The organism is Mycobacteroides sp. PCS013 (genome assembly GCF_049532645.1).
Classification (GTDB): domain Bacteria; phylum Actinomycetota; class Actinomycetes; order Mycobacteriales; family Mycobacteriaceae; genus Mycobacterium; species Mycobacterium gwanakae.
The window spans coordinates 1,956,102-1,973,717 of the sequence record NZ_CP150131.1; the positions used below are offsets into that span (position 1 = coordinate 1,956,102).

Consider the following 17,616-nt stretch of genomic DNA (forward strand, 5'->3'; position numbering starts at 1 on the left):
TTGCACGTTCTGACCGATCGGTCTAATTTAAGACCATGCGGTCTGAAGAGACGTTGACGTTCACAGAACGGGCCCGACGAGCACAGATAGTGGCCGGGGCCATCGAAGTGCTCGCCGGTGCCGGCTATCCGCAGACATCGCTGGCGAAAATCGCCGAACACGTGGGGGTGGCCAAGAGCGCGGTGCTCTACCACTTCACATCGAAAACCGAGGTCATCGAATCCGTCATGGTTGAGGTCTTCACCCGGGCGGCCACCACAATCGTGCCTGCCGTACACGCAGAGTCCACCGCGACCGCACGCCTCGCCGCCTACATCAGAGCCAACATCGCGTTCATCGTGAGCAATCGAGTGGCCGCGATAGCCCTATTGGAGATCATCACCGGTTATCGCAGCGCCGAGGGCCTCCGGTTCGACCAGGCCGCGTCCGGCACAGCGCCACCTGCCGAGTTCGCCGCCATGGACCCCGAGGCGATCTTCGTCGACGGCATCGCGACCGGCGAGTTCCAGCAGGTATCACCCCGGTTCATGAAGAACGCCTTACGAGCCGCGTTGGATGGCGCCGTATGGGAGTTGGGCCGCGACGCGAACTACGACGCGATCGGATACGGGGAGCAACTGGTCGACATGTTCACCAAGGCCGTCGGTGCAGCGCGATGACGACGATCGTGATCTCCGCGTATGGCACCCGCGGAGATGTCGCACCGCTGACCGGGCTGGGAACTCGGCTGCGCGACAGCCTGTCTGCGCATGTGGTCATCGCCGCGCAACATCCCTACGCACAGCTGGTGCGCGCCTCCGGCCTGGAATTTCGACCATTGCCTGGCGATACCGAGACAGCAACGCGGGACTCCCAACATGGTCAGGCACTCGTGGACGGCGCCCGGATGCGCCCCTCGGGTGCAGCTCTCGCCGAGATGCGCGCCGGACTTGTGGGCGTCGGCGAGGCGATGGCCAGCACCGCACACGACGCCGATCTCCTGTTGGCAGGGGGCCCCGTGGGCACCCTGCTCGGGTATCACGTCGCCGAGGCCCTGGGCATACCCAGTGCGGGGCTCGCACTCCAACCAGCTTGCCCCACTGCCGAATTTGCACCCCCACCGCTCACCATCCGCTCGTTCGGTGGGTACGGCAATCGGTTGATATGGCGTCTTGCCCAGTCGGGTGAACGGATCTACACCCCACTCATCAACGATTTGCGCCGCCACCTCGGACTGGCCCCGGCGTCGCTGCGTCGATATCACGGGGCCCGCGCCAACAGCTGGCCCATCGTGCACGGATATAGCCGGCATGTCGTCACTCGTCCCCGTGATTGGCGCGCGCACTGGCACCAAACCGGCTACTGGTGGCCCGCCCCTGACGAAACCTGGCTACCGCCAACAGAGCTGGACGAATTCCTGAAGAACGGACACGCACCCGTGTTTTTCGGTTTCGGCAGTACTGCCACGTCCCGGGGGCCCAAACTCTCGGAGATCATTGCCACCGCGACACATACCGCTGGAGTCCGAGCGGTCGTGCAACGCGGATGGGCCGGACTTGCCGGTCTGAGCGATGACGTCCTCACCATCGACGATGTTCCGCACTCCTGGCTGTTTCCGCGGATGGCCGCTGTCGTCCACCACTGTGGCGCCGGTACGGCCGCGGCTGCGCTGCGCGCCGGTGTCCCCTCAGTTCCCGTGCCCGGCATCATGGACCAACCCTTCTGGGCCGCCCGCCTGTCTCAAGCCGGTGCAGCCACCAGTGCGCTACCGCGCGTGTCGCTTCGGGCCGAGGAGCTGTCGGCATCAATTACACAAGCGATCACTGAATCACGGTATCGCCAAGAAGCCCAACGCCTCTCGCGACTGATTAACGATGAGGACGGTATCGGGTCAGCGGTGAAGATCATCGCTGCGATGTTGGACGCCACAACGATGAAAGGTGCACATCATGGCTACTGATCTACTCATGGGCAACGCACTACTGGCCGGAGCGATAACGCTCGCCGGCGGCGCGATCGGCGCCGGTATCGGTGACGGCATGGCTGGTGCACAGCTCATTGCCGGGGTGGCGCGCCAGCCGGAATCTCAGAACCGTTTGTTTACACCATTTTTCATTACCGTGAGCCTCGTGGAAGCCACCTTTTTCATCAACGTGGCGTTCATGGCACTCTTCGTATTTGCCACCCCTGGCGGGTAGTTAGGCGGCAACATCCCCCGCCGCCACGACAATCTCGTGGATCAGCCGCATCTTCTCCAGCACCGGACCGGGCAGCACGAAGGGGTACAGGTCATCGCGCCCCATGGAGCGGTTGACCATGTTGAGCGACCACGCCAGCGGCAGCCACATCTCGATGATGGTGTCGAATCCGCTGGGACCCAGAACCCGGCGATCGAAGGTGCCGCCCGCCGGCGCCAGCGCGAAGGAAGCTGCGGTGTCCAATGTGTCGCGGATATGCAGGTAGTGCGCGAAGGTCTCCGCCCAGTCCTCGGCGGGATGCATGGTGGCATAGGAGGAGACAAAATTGGCCTCCCACCCCTCGGGCACGCCTTGCTGATAGTGGCGATCCAATGCGGCCTGGTAGTCGGCATCCGCATCACCGAACAGTGCACGGAATCTCTCGACATAGTCCGCAGAAACCCCGACGAGCCGGTAGTAGAAGTAATGCCCGATCTCGTGACGGAAATGTCCGAGCAGGGTGCGATACGGCTCATCCATGGAGATGCGAAGCTGCTCGCGATGCACGTCATCACCCTCGGCGAGATCCAGGGTGATCAACCCGTTGTGATGTCCCGTCATTACCGGTTCCTGCTCGCTGGAGAGCAGATCGAAGGCCAGCCCGAACTCGGTATCGACATCACGCCCCGTCACCGGTAGCCGCAGCTCTGCGAGTTCGGCGATGAGCCGGCGTTTAGCCTTCTCCGCCTCCGCGAACGCAGGCAGGGCCGTGCTGTCAGAGTCATTGGGCCGGGTGCGTGTGAGCTCACAGGATGCGCATAACGTGCCCGACGCCGTGCCGTACACCAGCCAATTGCATTCGGCCACATGAAGGTTCGCACACAGGCGGTGATCATCGGAGTCGACGAACCCGGGTCCGTCGTCGTTGGCGATCACCAACAGCGCCTTGTCCTGGAGTGAAAACCCGACGTGACTGCCACAGGACAGGCACACCGAATTTTCGAATGCCAGGTGCTGACCACACTGCGGGCAGATGAAGTCACGCATGCGCGGGGCTCTCCTCACACGGTGCGACGTCCACCGACACTTTGATCGTGCTGCTTTCGGAGTCGGTGTAGATGATGCCGCGCAGCGGCGGTACATCGGCGTAGTCGCGACCCCACGCCACGGTGACGTATCGCTCGTCGGCGACGGTGTCATTCGTCGGGTCGAACGCGACCCATCCGTCGGGCGGAACCCACACCGCCGCCCAGGCATGGGTGGCGTCCGCACCGACGAGGCGGGGCTGCCCCGGCGGCGGATTCGTCGCCAGATAGCCGGAGACGTAACGTGCCGCGAGCCCCTGCGTGCGCAGCGCCGTGACCGCCATGCGCGCAAAATCCTGACAGACGCCTTCCCCCGCGGCTAGCACCTCGCTGACCTTGGTGGAAATGGTGGTCGATCCCGACCGGTACTGGAAATCGCGATAGATCCGGCCCATCAGATCCACGACGGCCTCCCCGAGCGGCCGTCCTGCTGTGAAACTCACTGCGGCGTAGGCCTCTACGTCGTCGGTAATCTCCGGAGGCACCAAATCCAGCACGAACTCGGTGGCCAGCGCTCCCGCCCCCGACGATTCCGCATAGGCCGGACGGGCCAGCTCCCATGCCTGATCCCACCCCGCGCCGGGTGTTGACGGGGCACTGACGTCGACGATGGAGCGGGCCGTCACGCTCAGCTCACGGTGTGGCGTGGTGACGTGGAAGTACGAACTGAGGTTCCCATAGAGGTCTCTACCGGTGGAACTGTCCGAGGGCTCCGGCTCGACGATCAGCTCGTTTGATTCGCAACGCTGCCAATCGGTGTCACGTGGCGTGAGATAGCCACGGCCATAGGAGCTTGTGACGTCGTCGGAGTATTGGTACAGGGTGCGATGCGTCACCTGATACCGGGTGACCGCTGAGCCGCTTGGGCCAAGACCGTCGGTCACGGCAACCTCCGCGTCGTGTCGGGTCCCCACAATGGCTGCATTCCGGTCGGCATGGACAAGTGTGTCCTCGTGACCACGGTGGACAACTCGCGCAATGCCTGATGCACGTTGTCGAGAGTTTCGGCAAGCGTATCGCGCTGCCCATCCTCACCGGCGGCATCCAGATCGGCCGGATCAATCCGCCGCAACTGCGTCACCAGATCCTCCACCAGCCGCTCGGGACGCGAGGTCCCCGAGGCGCTCGGCAGTGACTTGAGGTCGGTGCGCAGCGATTCCACCTGATACAGAAGCGATCTCGGGTTCACAGCATCGAACAGCAGCAGGTCGGCCACCGCCTCCAGGCTGATCTTGCCGCGGGTGCGGCGGCGGTACATCACCGAGGACTCGCAAGCCACCAGCGTGGATTCAGTGACCGACTGCTCGGCCGCGCGGCCGCGGACCGCCGTCAGCGTGGAACGCAACAGCGCCGTCAGGCCGAGGCCACGCTCGATGCGCTTGCCGATATCCATGATCGTCCAGCCGATGTCGTGAACTGTCGACTCCGCCGCCAGGCCTGATAGCGCGAGAAGCCCTGCCAATACTTGCGTTTGGGTGGCGGCGAGCACTGTGTCATCGGCGCGAGTGGAGTTGCCTCCCGAACGCGTGCTGTCGTCGTACTCGGCCGCCGCCGCGGCGATGGCCCGGTCCATGCCACCGAGCACCATCCAGGTGTCGTTGGACATCTGGTCGCGAACCGCGCGGGCGGCCAGGCCGAGGCGCTCCACCGATTGGGCCAGGGAACCGACCCGCTCCTTGTCCACCGTCAGTGACCACAGTTGGGTTCCCAGATCTTCGGATCCGGTGTCGGTGCCGGTGATGTCACCGAGCGCCTTCAGCAGCACCGGGACGCATTCACTGGCCTCCATGAACTGCCGATACCGATACTCGTGGAACCGTTCCCGGGTAACAGACAACAGCCGAACGAGATTCTCGGCACGCTCTCCGTATCGCCCGAGCCAGAACAGATCCGACAACACGCGCGGCGAGCTGACCGCGTCGGCGCCCGCCAATCGCCCGGCGGGCAGATCCAGCGGCGCGACGGTCAGTGCCCGCTCGGTCTGATCGCGATCCGGCTGCTGGACCCAGATATCTTTGGCGGCAAGGCTGTTGAGTGTCGATCCCGAGTACCCGGAAGCAGCGACATAACCGAGACCACCGATCATCGGCGCATACCCGCCGCGCTGCGCGACGGTGAACAGCCGCATGCCGATCGGTGCCGCGGTGAGGGCGCCCGGCCGCAGATAGGTGGGGGCCACCGACAGTTCGGGAAGTTCCTGACCGACCCAGCGCCAGGGTGCCGCCTCGATGCGTGCCCGCAATGTCTCCAGTGTCTCCGAGGACTGCAACGGTCCGGTATAGACCTCGTCCGACACTGTCGATTTGACCAACAGCGTGCCCAGGTTCGCGAGCAGGTGCGAACGCTCCGCATCGATGCCGCCCCACCAGGTCTGGACGCCCGGCAACGCGAGCGGCTCCTCAAGCAGGCGATACGACAACTCCGGCAGGAAACGGGCCAGGCCCGGGTTCTCCAGGATCCCGCTGCCCAGCGAGTTGACGACGGTGACCGCACCCCGGCGCAGCACCTCGACCAGGCCAACAACCCCCAGACGCGAGTCTGCCCGCAAGTCCAGCGGGTCCGAGTAGCCGGCGTCGACACGGCGTAGCACCACATCCACGCGGCGCAGGGTGCCCAGCGATCTCATCCAGAGCTTGCCGTCGCGTACCACCAGATCCGCGGACTCCACCAGCGGAAAACCCAGTACCGACGCGAGGTAGGCCTGGTCGAATGATGTCTCGGAGTGGATGCCTGGGCTGAGCACGACCACCGTCGGATCCTCGACCGATTCGGGGGCGACATCGATGAGCGCCAGGCGCAGCGCCTGCGCGAATGATGAGGTCGGCCTTGGCGCGACCTTCTCGTAGAGATCGGGAGCGGCGTGCGCGACCACGCGGCGATCCGCCATCGCATACCCGGCACCCGAGGGCGCCTGTGTCCAGTCGGCGTTCACCCGGAAGTCGCCAACGCTCGTGCGGCCGATATCGCATCCGAGCAGAAAGAGCTGATGTCTACCGGGCAGGGCGATGCCGTGGGCGGCCCGCACATAACCGGGATGGGCGAAGAGCAGCTGCGGTGGCAACGCGCCGGACCTGATCAGTTCCTGAGGCCCGTACAGGTCGCTGAGAACGGCGTCCAGCAGCGTGGCCCGCTGGGTGAGACCAACCTCCAACACGTTCCAGTCAGCGGGGTCGAGTAATAGCGGGAGCCCATCCAGACGCCACGGCACCGGATGGGTGGGCGCATCGGGCCCGGACGCAGATCCCGCGACGCGCCGGGGATCCATGTAGGTGATGCCGTCGCTGTCGATCAGAGTGCGGACGCGATCCAGCAGACGGTCCAAACCGGGACGGCCGCGTTGCGCGATGGCGTCGGCCAAGTCGGTCCACGCCGGGCGGACGTTCCCGTCGGGCGCCAGGAACTCGTCGTACCCAGCCTGACTGCCCCGCCGGCCGACCTCGAACAGTGCTCCCTGGGCGCGCGCGCTGCGGTACTGCGCGATCAGCGGGTTATCGGTCAACGGGTAGCCGGGTCCGGCGGGAGCCCCCGAAGCAGGTGCTGCCACCGTCGCTACCTTCCTTCCTGTTCCGCTCTCTCACCTGCGCCCCACCGTCCTCGCACGGCGTAAATCCAGGATGCCGGGCGCGACCGCATCGGTGGACATGCGGGCTTGTTTCTCGCGCAAGTCTGACAAATCGACACGACCGGTGGTGTAACCGGTGGCATCGAAACGCCGACCGCGGCGTGCTTCGGCCGCCACCGCATTGACCGGAGGATCGTCATACGCACGGCCGCCCGGGTGCGATACGTGGTACGTACAGCCTCCGCGAGACAGGGCGTTAGCGGTGTCGATGAGCTCGAATCGCAGCGGGTCATCGACGGTGATGCTCGGGTGCAGAGCGCTGGGCGGCTGCCAGGCCCGATAACGGACTCCGGCCACCTGCACATCCGGGTTTGCCGTCGAGAGCAGCGGGATGGGCTGACCGTTGCAGGTGATGACGTACCGGGATCGGTCGGCGCCGATGACCCGCACCTGCACGCGTTCGATGGAGGAATCGACGTAGCGCGCGGTGCCTCCTGCGGTCGCCTCCTCCCCCAGCACCCGCCACGGTTCGATGGCCCCGCGCAGTTCGACCTCGATACCGTCGAACACCGCGGTGCCGATCCGTGGGAACCGGAACTCGGTGAAGGGATCAAGCCAGCTTGTCTCGAAAGCGATGCCGTGTGCGCGCAGATCGGCGGCAACCTGAGCGATGTCGTGAATGATGAAGTGTGGCAACAAGTAACGGCCATGAAGATTTGCACCGTGTCGTATCAGCGGCGCCCGTAGGGGTTGTTCCCAGAACTTGGCGACCAGCGCGCGCACCAACAGAGACTGGACCATCGCCATCTGGAAATGCGGAGGCATCTCGAATCCCCGCAGCTCCAACAGGCCCAGACGCCCGCGCGCACTGTCGGGGCTGTACAGCTTGTCGATGCAGAACTCCGCACGGTGGGTGTTCCCGGTGATGTCGGTGAGCAGGTGCCGCAGCGCCCTGTCCACATGCCACGGCGCGGCGTCCGCAGCACGGTCGGGGCCGGGCGATGTCGTCAATCTCTCGATCTCCGCGAAGGCGATCTCCAACTCGTACAACGCCTCTTCGCGCCCCTCGTCGACACGTGGGGCCTGCGAGGTGGTGCCGACGAATCGTCCCGAGAACAGATACGACAACGCGGGATGATGCTGCCAGTAGGTCAGCAGCGAGACCAGTAGATCGGGCCGCCGCAACAACGGCGACGTCGCCGGGGTCCGGCCCCCCAACGTGATGTGGTTACCCCCTCCGGTCCCGGTGTGGGTGCCGTCGGTGTCGAACGATTCGGTGGTCAGCCGGGCTTTCCGTGCCTCCTCGTACAACACCTCGAGCTGGCGGGACTGCTCGGCGAAGCTGCCGGTGGGTGTCACGTTGACCTCGATGACACCCGGGTCGGGAGTCACGCTCATGGCTTCGAGCCGAGGGTCCGGCGGCGGCCCATACCCTTCGATCACCAGTGGGCAGGTGGCTGCCGCCTCGACGCGGGCGATGAGATCTACGAAATCGTCGAGGCTCTCCAGGGGCGGCAGGAACAGGTACAGCAGCCCGTCGCGGATCTCGGCAACCATGGCTGTGGTGGGTACACCGTCCGCGGGCACGACGGCCGCGGATCCGGATCGCTGTGTATCGAGTTCGGCTGCAGCGCTGAGCGGATCCGCCTCGGTCGGGTGTGGGGCCGGCTTCCAGGAGACGGCGGCCAGTGGGAGCCGCAGACCTGCCGGAGACCGTCCTTCCGTCAGCACGATCCGGCCGCGACGCAGTTGCCAGTCTGCGCTTTCCCAACCGCTGCCGTCCTCACCGCGGTGCAGGGGCAGCAGATGCGCGGCCGGCCGGGTCACCTGTTCGTCCAGGCCTGCCAGCAGCTCCGAACGCCGCTCTTCCGAATCTTCCTGCGGCGCTATGTCATCGGCCGTTGATACCGGATCTCCGGCCGGGCGCCGAACCGACGCGGCCAGTCGGGTCAGCGGATCCTCGTATGCCGCGCGCACCTGACTCTCGGGCAGCCCGAGATCGCCGGCCAGCGCGATCAACAACGCACGGTCGGCACCGTCCGGCGTGGACCATTCCCGGTCCTCGGCCCACGGGTCCGCCAGCAGATCGGGGTCAGACCACAGCGGCTGGCCGTCGCGGCGCCAGTACAAGCCGATCTGCCATCGCGGCAACGGTTCACCCGGGTACCACTTTCCCTGACTGCGCTGCACCAAACCGGTTGGTGCCCAGAGCGATTTCAGGCGGGCAGTCAGATCGGAGGCACGGACCCGCTTCTGGGGTCCGTCGGCCTCGGTGTTCCATTCCTCGGCAACCTGGTCATCGACCGAGACGAAGGTTGGCTCGCCGCCCATCGTCAACCCCACCCCAGCGCTATCAAGCCGGACATCGATCTCCGCACCCAGCGCGGTGACCGCCTCCCACGCCGATGCCGTGTAGGGCAGCGTGACTCGGGGGTCCTCATGCACACGAGTGACCGTGTTGGAGAAATCGAGCGTCGACTCGCACACGTCGGTGGCGCCGGAGATTGCGGCCGATGTCGACGGATGCGGTGTCGCCGAGAGCGGAATGTGCCCTTCCCCCGCGAGCAGCCCCGATGTGGGGTCCAGACCGACCCACCCCGCGCCGGGGATGTAGACCTCAGCCCAGGCGTGCAGATCGGTGAAGTCGGCCACCGGACCGGAAGGCCCGTCGATTGCGGCGATATCCGACGTCAGCTGGACCAGGTACCCGGACACGAAGCGAGCGGCAAGACCCTTCTGCCGCAGAATCGAGACCAGTAACCAGGCAGTGTCACGGCAGGAACCGATACCCACCGCCAGGGTGGTGTCGGGGCTCTGGACCCCGGGCTCCAAGCGCACGGCGTAGCCGACATCCGAGCACAGCGCCTGATTGATGGTGACGAGGTAGTCGATGATGCGTGTGTCGGGCGCCATCGTGAAATTGGCCACCCACGCGCGGGCCAGCTCACCGGGCCCCGAGCCGGGAATCGATTCGTCCACCGGCTTGAGATAAGGCTCGAGATCGGCGGCCAACGCGGGCGGGTAGGCGAAACCGATGTGTTCGGCCCACTCCTCGATGAAGAAGTCGAACGGATTGACCGACTTCAGGTCGGCGATGAGCCCCACGGTGATCGACAATCGACGGGTCCGGTTCGGAAAGACCACGCGGGCAAGGAAATTCCCGAAGGCATCCTGTTGCCAGTTGATGAAGTGATCGTCGGGGGCGATACGCAACGAGTACGCCTCGATCGGTGTCCTGGTATGCGGCGCGGGGCGCAATCGAATCTCGTGCGGATGCACCTGCACGAGTCTGTCGAATGCGTAGCTGGTCCGATGCTCCAGCGCCACCTTGATGCCCATCGGCTGATCCCACCATAACCTGGCCTCACCCGCAGGGCCTGCGAATCGGCACACAACCAACCCGCAGGCCCGCAGAGGCCGCGCAGACGCTCTACCGGTAGCTCATCGGCGACCGCTCTCGGCTAGTGACGTCGCAGTTCAAAGATCGGAATCGCCCGGTCGGTCTTCTCCTGATAGTCCGCGAACACGGGAACCTGCTCAACAACCTTCGGGTACAGCGCATCGCGCTCGCTGAGTGAAAGCTCATGGGCTACCACGTCGTAACCGTCAGTTCCGATGTCGATATGCGCATGCGGATGTGCCCGCAGGTTATGCACCCATGCGGGGTCCTTGTCCGCACCACCGAAGGAACCGACGATGTAGATCTTGCCGTCGATATCGAAGTAGGCCAGCGGATTCAGACGCTCCTTTCCGCTCTTGGCACCGGTGTTGGTCAGCAGCAGGATCGGAACGCCGGCGAATTGACCACCGACCTGTCCACCGTTGGCGCGGAATTCCTGAGTTACGCCGTCATTGAATTCGTTGATCACCGCGGCGGGCTGCTCATTGAAGGGTGTGTCATCAGTCACCTCACCAGAGTGCCACCGCTGCGCCGGGTTCTCAGGTTGCACTGTCAGGATGACTGGATGACGTTGGCCGCCTCCCGGGAACGACGCTGGTTCGGCTCGACCGAGGTCTTGGTGGTGGCTCTGATCCTGATGGCCCTGGCTGCCAGCCGGTTACGCGGGATCGTCGACGCCAACGAGAAGCTGGCCACCGCCGGAACGGTGTTCTGCGGGGTGTTCGTCCAGGCCATCCCCTTCCTTGCACTCGGCGTGATCGTGAGCGGGCTCGTCGCGACGTTCGTCACCCCGGAACGTCTGGCGCGCTGGCTGCCGAACCGGTCCGTTGCCGCGGTGGCGGTGGCGGGAGTCAGTGGCGCCGCGCTGCCCGGCTGCGAATGCGGATCGGTGCCGGTGGCACGCCGGCTGTACGGGCCGGGATCGGTCGGTGCCGCCGCACTGACCTTCATGTTGTCGGCGCCGGCGATCAACCCGGTAGTACTGGTCGCTACCGCGGTCGCGTTCCCCGGCCAGCCGAAGATGGTGCTGGCCCGTGCGGTGGCCTCACTGCTCACCGCGATGATCATGGGGATGGTGTGGTCGCGGTGGGGGCGGGACAGCTGGGTCACCCGCAAGCTGCCCACGGCCCACGCCGGATCCGGCTCCCGCTGGACGACATTCACCGAGGCGGCCCGCCACGACTTTCTACAGGCGGCCTCGTACCTGGCGATCGGGGCGGTGGCCGCGGCGGCCTTGCACGTGCTGGTACCGGCCTGGGTTTTCGAGCATCTGGCGGGCAACCTTGTCGTCGGTGTGGTGACCATGGCGCTGATGGCCGTGGTGCTGGCGTTGTGCTCGGAAGCCGACGCCTTCGTCGCCGCCAGCATCACGATGATGCCGCTGATCCCACGCTTGGTGTTCCTCGTGGTCGGACCGGCTGTCGATGTGAAGCTGATCGCGATGCAGTCGGGGATGTTCGGGCGCGCGTTCGCCGCCCGGTTCGCACCGGTGACATTCGTGGTGGCCACCGCCGTCGCGACAGCCGTCGGACTGGCTGTGCTGGGAACCTCATGAGGCGCGATACGGAGAACACCCTGCTGATCCTGTTGGGGGTCAGTGTGGCCATGATCGCGGTGACCGGAACCTTCACGCGCTACGTCAAACCCGGGCTGCTGCCGTGGCTCGCCTGTTCGGCGGTCATCGTGATCGGACTGGGTCTGGCCGCGATCATCCGCGACGTGCGCCGCGGCCACACCGAGCATGACCACAACCACGAGGGTCACGGAGACCACAGCCACAAGCACGGCGCCACATGGTTTCTGGTGTTACCAATCGTCCTGCTGATCTTCATCGTGCCGCCGGCCCTGAGCGCTCGATCCATCGCGCCGGCCAACATCTCCGCCTCGGCCAACACGCCCCGGCGAGCATTTCCCCCACTGCCACCCGGCGACGCACCGTCGGTACCGCTGCCAGAGATTCTGATGCGCATCGCCGCAGGGTCCTCGGACACGTTGAGCGGACGCACAATCACTGTTACTGGCTTCACCTTCAAGGACGGTGAACGCACCGACCTGGCCAAGATAGTCATCGTCTGTTGTGCCGCCGACGCCCAGTTGGCCCGGTTGCACATGACAGGACCCGCTGCCGCATCGGCATCAGCGCTTCCCGAGAACACCTGGATCTCGGTGACCGGCACCGTACCCGGCGGACAGAGCTATCGCGGCCCGTCGTCGATTCCGGCGATCGAGGTCGCAGGCATCACCCGCACCGACCCGCCCAAGAGCACCTACTGAACGGAGTCACGTTGCGGTACAAGGCATACCTGTTCGATGTGCAGGGCACGCTGCTGGACTTCTTTGAGCCGGTGTCGCACGCGGTTGCCGAGTACGACCCCGACATCGACGCCGCCGCCTTCACCCGTGCCTGGCGCGCTGACTATTTCGACCGCGTCGCCAACCTGGCACAGTCCGTCAATGGCTGGACGCGGGTACAGGATCTGTACGCACACGGCTTTGCCGATGTCTGTGAGAGCTTCGGACTGCGGCGCCCCGACTCTGCGACTGCCGAGGTAGTCGCATCGGGCTGGCAGCGCCTCGTTCCCTGGCCGGACGTACCCATCGGACTGTCTGGTCTGCGTTCGCGGGCCGTTATCGCCACGCTGTCCAACACCGACATGGCCACCATGGTCAATCTGTTCAAACGCCTGGGCATTTCGTGGGATGCGGTGCTCACCGCAGAGGTGTTCGGCAGCTTCAAACCGGACCCGATGGTCTACCGGCGCGCGCTCCGTTACCTCGGGGTGGAGCCCCACGAGGCCGCGATGGTGGCCGCGCATCCGTACGACCTGCGTGCCGCACAAGAGATCGGCATGGGTACCGTCTTCGTCTCGCGGCCTTACGAGTACGGAGATCCCGCGCTGGCTCACGACGACCCCGACCGGGAATTCGATCAGCGGGTCACCGATATCGGCGCTATCGCCTAGCGCAACCTCCGCGGCCGCACCAGCAGTACCAGTACCCCGGCCAGGACGATGCCGAAGAGGTTGACCGCCAGTTGCAAAGCGGACAGCCCCGCGATCTCCCATTCCCCCACGGTCGCTGCCACCACTGCGAAACCCGCAGCGGGCACGGTGGTCACCGAGATGAAGACACCCACCAGCGCGGCCGATTTCGCGGACATCAACGACAGCATGCCGGCCGCACCCGCCAGCAGCGCGACCACCAATGAGAACGGCCCCACCTGGAAGATGAAGTCGACCTGCTGCAGTTCACGCACACTCTTCAAGGTCACCCACCCTGCACCCTCGGCGGCCAGCGCCCCGACGGCAGTCACCGCCATTGCCACCGGGAATCCCACCACCAACGCCAGCAGCGAACGCCGGGCAAGCGACCATTTCCGGCGCACAATCGAAACTGCCAGCGCGGCAAGCGGACCGAACTCCGGACCGACCACCATGGCACCGACGATGGTGACCGGCGAATCAGTAACCACGCCGACCGCGGCGATCAGGCAGGCCAGACACAAGAAGGCCAGAAAGGTCAGATTGAGGGTGGATTCCTCGCGGGTGCGCCCAATCAGCTCATCCCAGATGACTGCGTCGGCGGGGTCGCCTTCGGCGTCGTCCTCGGCCTCGTAGGCGGTCTGCGAGATCACCGTATCGAGCACTTCGGCGGTGATCGATCCCCGCTTGTCGATATCGACTGCCTTGAGCCCGTTGAGCACGTCGTTGGCCGTCTCCCGAGCCACATCGGCGGTGATCACGTCACCCGCCGGGCTGATCGCCGCGCCGGTCACCCGCACGATGTGCGCGACTCCCGCTGTGGTGGCGAGGAACTCCACCACCTGATCGGAGAGATCAGCAGGTGCGATGACCCGAACGTGCAGCACGTGCGCTACGCGTCCGGCGTAGTCGGCTTGTCCGCCTTCTCAGGTTTGGCGTCCTTCTCGGGTTTGGCGTCGATGCCCGATTCCTTGCGCTGGGCTGCCGTGATCGGCGCCGGAGCATCCGTGAGCGGATCGACACCGCCACCGGACTTCGGGAAGGCGATGACTTCGCGGATCGAGGGTGTACCCGCCAGCAATGCGGTCACCCGGTCCCACCCGAAGGCGATGCCGCCGTGCGGGGGTGCACCGAACGCGAAGGCGTCCAACAGGAAGCCGAACTTGTCCTGCGCCTCTTCATTGCTGATGCCCATCACCTTGAACACGCGTTCCTGCACGTCGCGGCGATGGATACGAATCGATCCGCCACCGATTTCGTGTCCGTTGCACACGATGTCGTAGGCGTAGGCGAGGGCTGTTCCCGGATCGGTGTCGAAGGTGTTCTCCGACTCCGGCTTCGGCGAGGTGAAGGCGTGGTGTACGGCGGTCCAGGCACCCGAACCGACAGCCACATCACCGGCCGCCGTCGCCTCGTCGGCAGGCTCGAACAGTGGGGCGTCGACCACCCAGGTAAATGCCCAGGCGTCCGGGTCGATCAATCCGAGACGCTGCGCGACCTCGCCACGCACCGAGCCCAACAACGCGCGCGAGGACTTGACCCCGCCTGCAGAGAAGAAGATGCAGTCGCCGGGTTTGGCGCCGACGTGGGCCGCTAATCCGTCGCGTTCGCCGTCGGTCAAGTTCTTGGCGACGGGACCGCCGAGGGTGCCGTCCTCCCCCACCAGCACGTAGGCCAGACCCTTGTGCCCGCGCTGCTTGGCGAACTCCTGCCAGCCGTCCAGGGTGCGGCGCGGTTGATCTGCGCCGCCGGGCATCACCACCGCACCCACATAGGGCGCCTGGAATACCCGGAAGCTGGTGTCGGAGAAGTACTCCGTGCATTCCACCAGCTCCAGTCCGAATCGCAGATCCGGCTTGTCGCTGCCATAGCGGCGCATTGCTTCGGCGTACGTGATGCGGGCGATCGGGGTCGGCACGTGATAGCCGATCAGATCCCACAGCGCGACCAGAATCTCCTCCGCCAGGGTGATGATGTCGTCCTGGTCCACGAAGCTCATCTCGATATCGAGCTGGGTGAACTCGGGCTGACGGTCCGCCCGGAAGTCCTCATCCCGGTAACAGCGCGCGATCTGGTAGTACCGCTCCATACCCGCGACCATCAGCAACTGCTTGAACAACTGCGGGCTCTGCGGCAGCGCGTAGAAACTACCCGGCTGCAGACGCGCCGGCACCAGGAAATCGCGCGCACCCTCAGGCGTCGACCGCGTCAGCGTCGGGGTTTCCACCTCCACGAAATCATGGCGTGCCAGCACACTTCGTGCCGAAGCGTTTGCCTTGGAGCGCAACCTGATTGCGTTACCCGGCCCCTCGCGGCGCAGATCCAGGTAGCGATACTTCAGGCGTGCCTCCTCACCTGCGGTCTCGTCCAGCTGGAACGGCAGCGGCGCACTTTCGTTGAGCACGATCAGTTCGGCGGCGTTGACCTCGATCTGGCCGGTCGGAATCTCGGCATTGGCATTGCCCTCTGGCCGGACCTCGACCACACCGGTGACCTCGACACAGAATTCGGCGCGCAAACGATGCGCCTGTTCGAGCACCGCGTCGTCACGGAACACCACCTGAGATACGCCGGAGGCATCACGCAGGTCGATGAAGATGACGCCGCCGTGGTCGCGCCGTCGAGCCACCCAGCCGGCAAGCGTCACACGCTGCCCGGCGTCCGACTCCCGCAACGTCCCCGCGTCGTGAGTGCGCAGCACAAAAGATCCCTTCGACAGTGCTTGTTCTACAAGAGGCCAGTATTAGACGTTTGAGCCTAGCGGCCCGCGTTCGTTGCCCTGTCGGGTGCGCCGTGTCGAGGCTCAGTGCACCTGGGCCCAGGCGATCCGGCGCACCGAGTCGGGATCTTCGATGGTGACGTCGGAGCGAGACCGGATGATTCGGGTGCGTCTGCCGTCCGCGCCGTAGAGCGGCCAGTCGTCGGGGCTGCCCCCGGTGGCGAAATCCAGCCACGCTCGCTGCATGCGGCGCCCGACCGAGGGCATCATCCGTGCGCCCAGTGGGCTCAGCAGCATCCCGACGAAGGAACCGTAGCTGTGGTGGACATGCACGATTTCGCTGCCGTGGGTGGCCCCGAGACCCAGGAGCCGGAGGCCCCATGCCGTGTGGTCGAACCTGTACATGTAAGTGTCGACAAAGGCGCTGTAGGCATCGGCGAAGGCCCACATGGGCGCGGCGAACATGGCATCGGAGCCCACCGCCACCAGCGCCGAACGGCTCGGGTACTGCGGGTACGCGGCAATGATCGCGTCTTGATACTCCGGGCCTATCCGGTTGAAGTAACCGTTGACGGTCGGCTCGGTGGTGGGCAGCATCGGCGGTTTTACGCGCGCGAACATCGACGCCTCGTGGCTGTTTGACCCGATGATGAGCGGCACCTGATGCACCTCGCCGCGTCGCGCAGCCTCAACCGGGTGATGCGGCAGCAGATCGGTGCCGTGCGTCAGTCCGTAGCCCAGGACAGGAGTCTCGGTCGCGCTCTCGATCTGCAACTTGGCCGCACCCCGGCGCAGCTCCCGTTGCGGCAAGACCTTGAGCCGACTGGGATCGGTCACATCGAGCAGTTCGAGATACCGATGTGCACGCCGATCCCGCAGGGCCTTGTCGGCAATCAGCGGCAATGCCGGGCTCTGCGCGATGGCACGGCCGAACAGACCCCCTGCTGCCGGAGTCGCCAGCAGTGCCAGCACCGACGTCGCCCCGGCCGACTCGCCGAAGATCGTGACGCGGTCAGGGTCACCGCCGAACGCCGCGATGTTGTCACGCACCCACGTCAGCGCCGCGATTTGATCACGCAGCGCCAGGTTGTCGTCGAAACCTTCACCCAGGGCACTGAGTTCCAGCCCGCCCAGGGCTCCGATCCGGTAGGTGACGTTGACGACCACGACGTTGCCGTTGGCCGCGAGCCGCGCCCCGCTGTAGAGCTCCAGCTGTCCGGCGCCGAAAACGAAGGCTCCCCCCGGAATCCACACCATGACAGGCAGGTTTGCGTGGATGTCCGGTGACCAGACCGTAACCGTCAGGCAGTCTTCGCCGCGAACCTTGGGGTCGTCCCGGCCTGCGCCCACGAACGATTTTCCTTGCGGAGGCAATGGCGCGTGCTCGATGGCGTCACGTACGCCGTCCCAGGGTTCCAAGGGGACAGGTGCTAGGAATCGGAGCTGCTCGACCGGCTGACGCGCGTACGGCACCCCGCGCCAGACCGAGACACCGCCTTCGGTGGTTCCGCGCAGGTCCCCCAACGGCGTGCGCACGACTGTCGGCAGGGCGACGTCAACGGCCACGCATCGAATCGTAATGCGGAAGAGCGCTCCAGAGCCGATGGCCCCGCCGGAAAGTCCCGGACCCGACATGAACTCTTCGCCATGTAGCGGTACGTGCGTCTGTGGAGTATGCAAAGGTATCGGCAGCCGGCAGCAGTCAATAGCTGA

The 17,616-nt window shown here is 65.5% G+C and carries 14 protein-coding genes; 6 read left to right on the top strand and 8 right to left on the bottom strand.

Annotated features, from left to right (window positions below; translation table 11 throughout):
- The first annotated feature begins 35 nt into the window (after positions 1 to 35).
- From RHO23_RS09560 to RHO23_RS09570, 3 genes are read left to right on the top strand one after another with little or no spacing between them, the layout of a single operon-like run.
- A complete protein-coding gene (locus tag RHO23_RS09560; RefSeq protein WP_070941092.1) occupies positions 36 to 659 on the top strand; it encodes a TetR/AcrR family transcriptional regulator in 624 nt (207 codons plus the stop codon).
- Positions 656 to 1,939 carry a glycosyltransferase gene (locus RHO23_RS09565; RefSeq protein ID WP_423488978.1) on the top strand — a complete coding sequence of 428 codons (1,284 nt, stop codon included), beginning with the start codon at positions 656 to 658 and terminating at the stop codon, positions 1,937 to 1,939. Before RHO23_RS09560 ends, RHO23_RS09565 begins: the two co-directional genes overlap by 4 nt.
- On the top strand, positions 1,929 to 2,177 hold the full coding sequence (locus RHO23_RS09570; RefSeq protein ID WP_046253928.1) for a F0F1 ATP synthase subunit C: 249 nt from the start codon (positions 1,929 to 1,931) through the stop codon (positions 2,175 to 2,177). The genes RHO23_RS09565 and RHO23_RS09570 overlap by 11 nt, the downstream gene beginning before the upstream one ends.
- Here the strand turns inward: RHO23_RS09570 and RHO23_RS09575 are convergent, their stop codons facing one another.
- The 5 genes from RHO23_RS09575 to RHO23_RS09595 all read right to left on the bottom strand — a co-directional run bounded on the left by RHO23_RS09575 (position 2,178) and on the right by RHO23_RS09595 (position 10,711).
- Positions 2,178 to 3,203: a zinc-binding metallopeptidase family protein gene (locus RHO23_RS09575; RefSeq protein WP_423488979.1), complete on the bottom strand. Its 1,026-nt coding sequence runs from the start codon at positions 3,201 to 3,203 to the stop codon at positions 2,178 to 2,180.
- Positions 3,196 to 4,125 carry a transglutaminase family protein gene (locus RHO23_RS09580; RefSeq protein WP_423488980.1) on the bottom strand — a complete coding sequence of 310 codons (930 nt, stop codon included), beginning with the start codon at positions 4,123 to 4,125 and terminating at the stop codon, positions 3,196 to 3,198. The genes RHO23_RS09575 and RHO23_RS09580 overlap by 8 nt, the downstream gene beginning before the upstream one ends.
- Positions 4,122 to 6,725 (bottom strand): circularly permuted type 2 ATP-grasp protein, encoded by a 2,604-nt coding sequence (locus RHO23_RS09585; protein WP_423489201.1) that lies wholly within the window; start codon positions 6,723 to 6,725, stop codon positions 4,122 to 4,124. Before RHO23_RS09585 ends, RHO23_RS09580 begins: the two co-directional genes overlap by 4 nt.
- Before the next feature lie 90 nt (positions 6,726 to 6,815).
- A complete protein-coding gene (locus RHO23_RS09590) occupies positions 6,816 to 10,142 on the bottom strand; it encodes a DUF2126 domain-containing protein (RefSeq protein WP_423488981.1) in 3,327 nt (1,108 codons plus the stop codon).
- 122 nt (positions 10,143 to 10,264) lie between these two features.
- Complete coding sequence (locus RHO23_RS09595) at positions 10,265 to 10,711, bottom strand: nitroreductase family deazaflavin-dependent oxidoreductase (protein ID WP_030093583.1); 447 nt, start codon at positions 10,709 to 10,711, stop codon at positions 10,265 to 10,267.
- A gap of 57 nt (positions 10,712 to 10,768) precedes the next feature.
- Between RHO23_RS09595 and RHO23_RS09600 the strand changes: the two genes are divergently transcribed.
- The 3 genes from RHO23_RS09600 to RHO23_RS09610 are packed head-to-tail and all read left to right on the top strand — an operon-like array spanning position 10,769 to position 13,166.
- Complete coding sequence (locus tag RHO23_RS09600; protein WP_423488982.1) at positions 10,769 to 11,758, top strand: permease; 990 nt, start codon at positions 10,769 to 10,771, stop codon at positions 11,756 to 11,758.
- Positions 11,755 to 12,477 (top strand): TIGR03943 family putative permease subunit, encoded by a 723-nt coding sequence (locus RHO23_RS09605; RefSeq protein ID WP_057967942.1) that lies wholly within the window; start codon positions 11,755 to 11,757, stop codon positions 12,475 to 12,477. Before RHO23_RS09600 ends, RHO23_RS09605 begins: the two co-directional genes overlap by 4 nt.
- Before the next feature lie 11 nt (positions 12,478 to 12,488).
- The gene (locus RHO23_RS09610; protein ID WP_423488983.1) at positions 12,489 to 13,166 is read left to right on the top strand and encodes a haloacid dehalogenase type II; all 678 of its coding nucleotides are present in this window, start codon (positions 12,489 to 12,491) and stop codon (positions 13,164 to 13,166) included.
- Here the strand turns inward: RHO23_RS09610 and RHO23_RS09615 are convergent.
- The 3 genes from RHO23_RS09615 to RHO23_RS09625 form a co-directional block, all read right to left on the bottom strand.
- Positions 13,163 to 14,071 carry a DUF389 domain-containing protein gene (locus RHO23_RS09615; RefSeq protein ID WP_064409005.1) on the bottom strand — a complete coding sequence of 303 codons (909 nt, stop codon included), beginning with the start codon at positions 14,069 to 14,071 and terminating at the stop codon, positions 13,163 to 13,165. The two genes, RHO23_RS09610 and RHO23_RS09615, sit on opposite strands and share 4 nt — an antisense overlap.
- Before the next feature lie 5 nt (positions 14,072 to 14,076).
- On the bottom strand, positions 14,077 to 15,885 hold the full coding sequence (aspS, locus tag RHO23_RS09620) for an aspartate--tRNA ligase (protein WP_064409006.1): 1,809 nt from the start codon (positions 15,883 to 15,885) through the stop codon (positions 14,077 to 14,079).
- A gap of 102 nt (positions 15,886 to 15,987) precedes the next feature.
- Complete coding sequence (locus RHO23_RS09625; RefSeq protein WP_227465346.1) at positions 15,988 to 17,538, bottom strand: carboxylesterase/lipase family protein; 1,551 nt, start codon at positions 17,536 to 17,538, stop codon at positions 15,988 to 15,990.
- Positions 17,539 to 17,616 lie beyond the last annotated feature (78 nt).

What these genes read in the sequence shown, in the direction of transcription:
- RHO23_RS09560 (WP_070941092.1), top strand. Translation starts at nt 36, where the DNA reads ATGCGGTCTGAAGAGACGTTGACGTTCACAGAACGGGCCCGACGAGCA.
- RHO23_RS09600 (WP_423488982.1), top strand. Translation starts at nt 10,769, where the DNA reads ATGACGTTGGCCGCCTCCCGGGAACGACGCTGGTTCGGCTCGACCGAG.
- RHO23_RS09605 (WP_057967942.1), top strand. Translation starts at nt 11,755, where the DNA reads ATGAGGCGCGATACGGAGAACACCCTGCTGATCCTGTTGGGGGTCAGT.
- RHO23_RS09570 (WP_046253928.1), top strand. Translation starts at nt 1,929, where the DNA reads ATGGCTACTGATCTACTCATGGGCAACGCACTACTGGCCGGAGCGATA.
- RHO23_RS09575 (WP_423488979.1), bottom strand. Translation starts at nt 3,203, where the DNA reads ATGCGTGACTTCATCTGCCCGCAGTGTGGTCAGCACCTGGCATTCGAA.
- RHO23_RS09590 (WP_423488981.1), bottom strand. Translation starts at nt 10,142, where the DNA reads ATGGGCATCAAGGTGGCGCTGGAGCATCGGACCAGCTACGCATTCGAC.
- RHO23_RS09625 (WP_227465346.1), bottom strand. Translation starts at nt 17,538, where the DNA reads ATGTCGGGTCCGGGACTTTCCGGCGGGGCCATCGGCTCTGGAGCGCTC.
- RHO23_RS09565 (WP_423488978.1), top strand. Translation starts at nt 656, where the DNA reads ATGACGACGATCGTGATCTCCGCGTATGGCACCCGCGGAGATGTCGCA.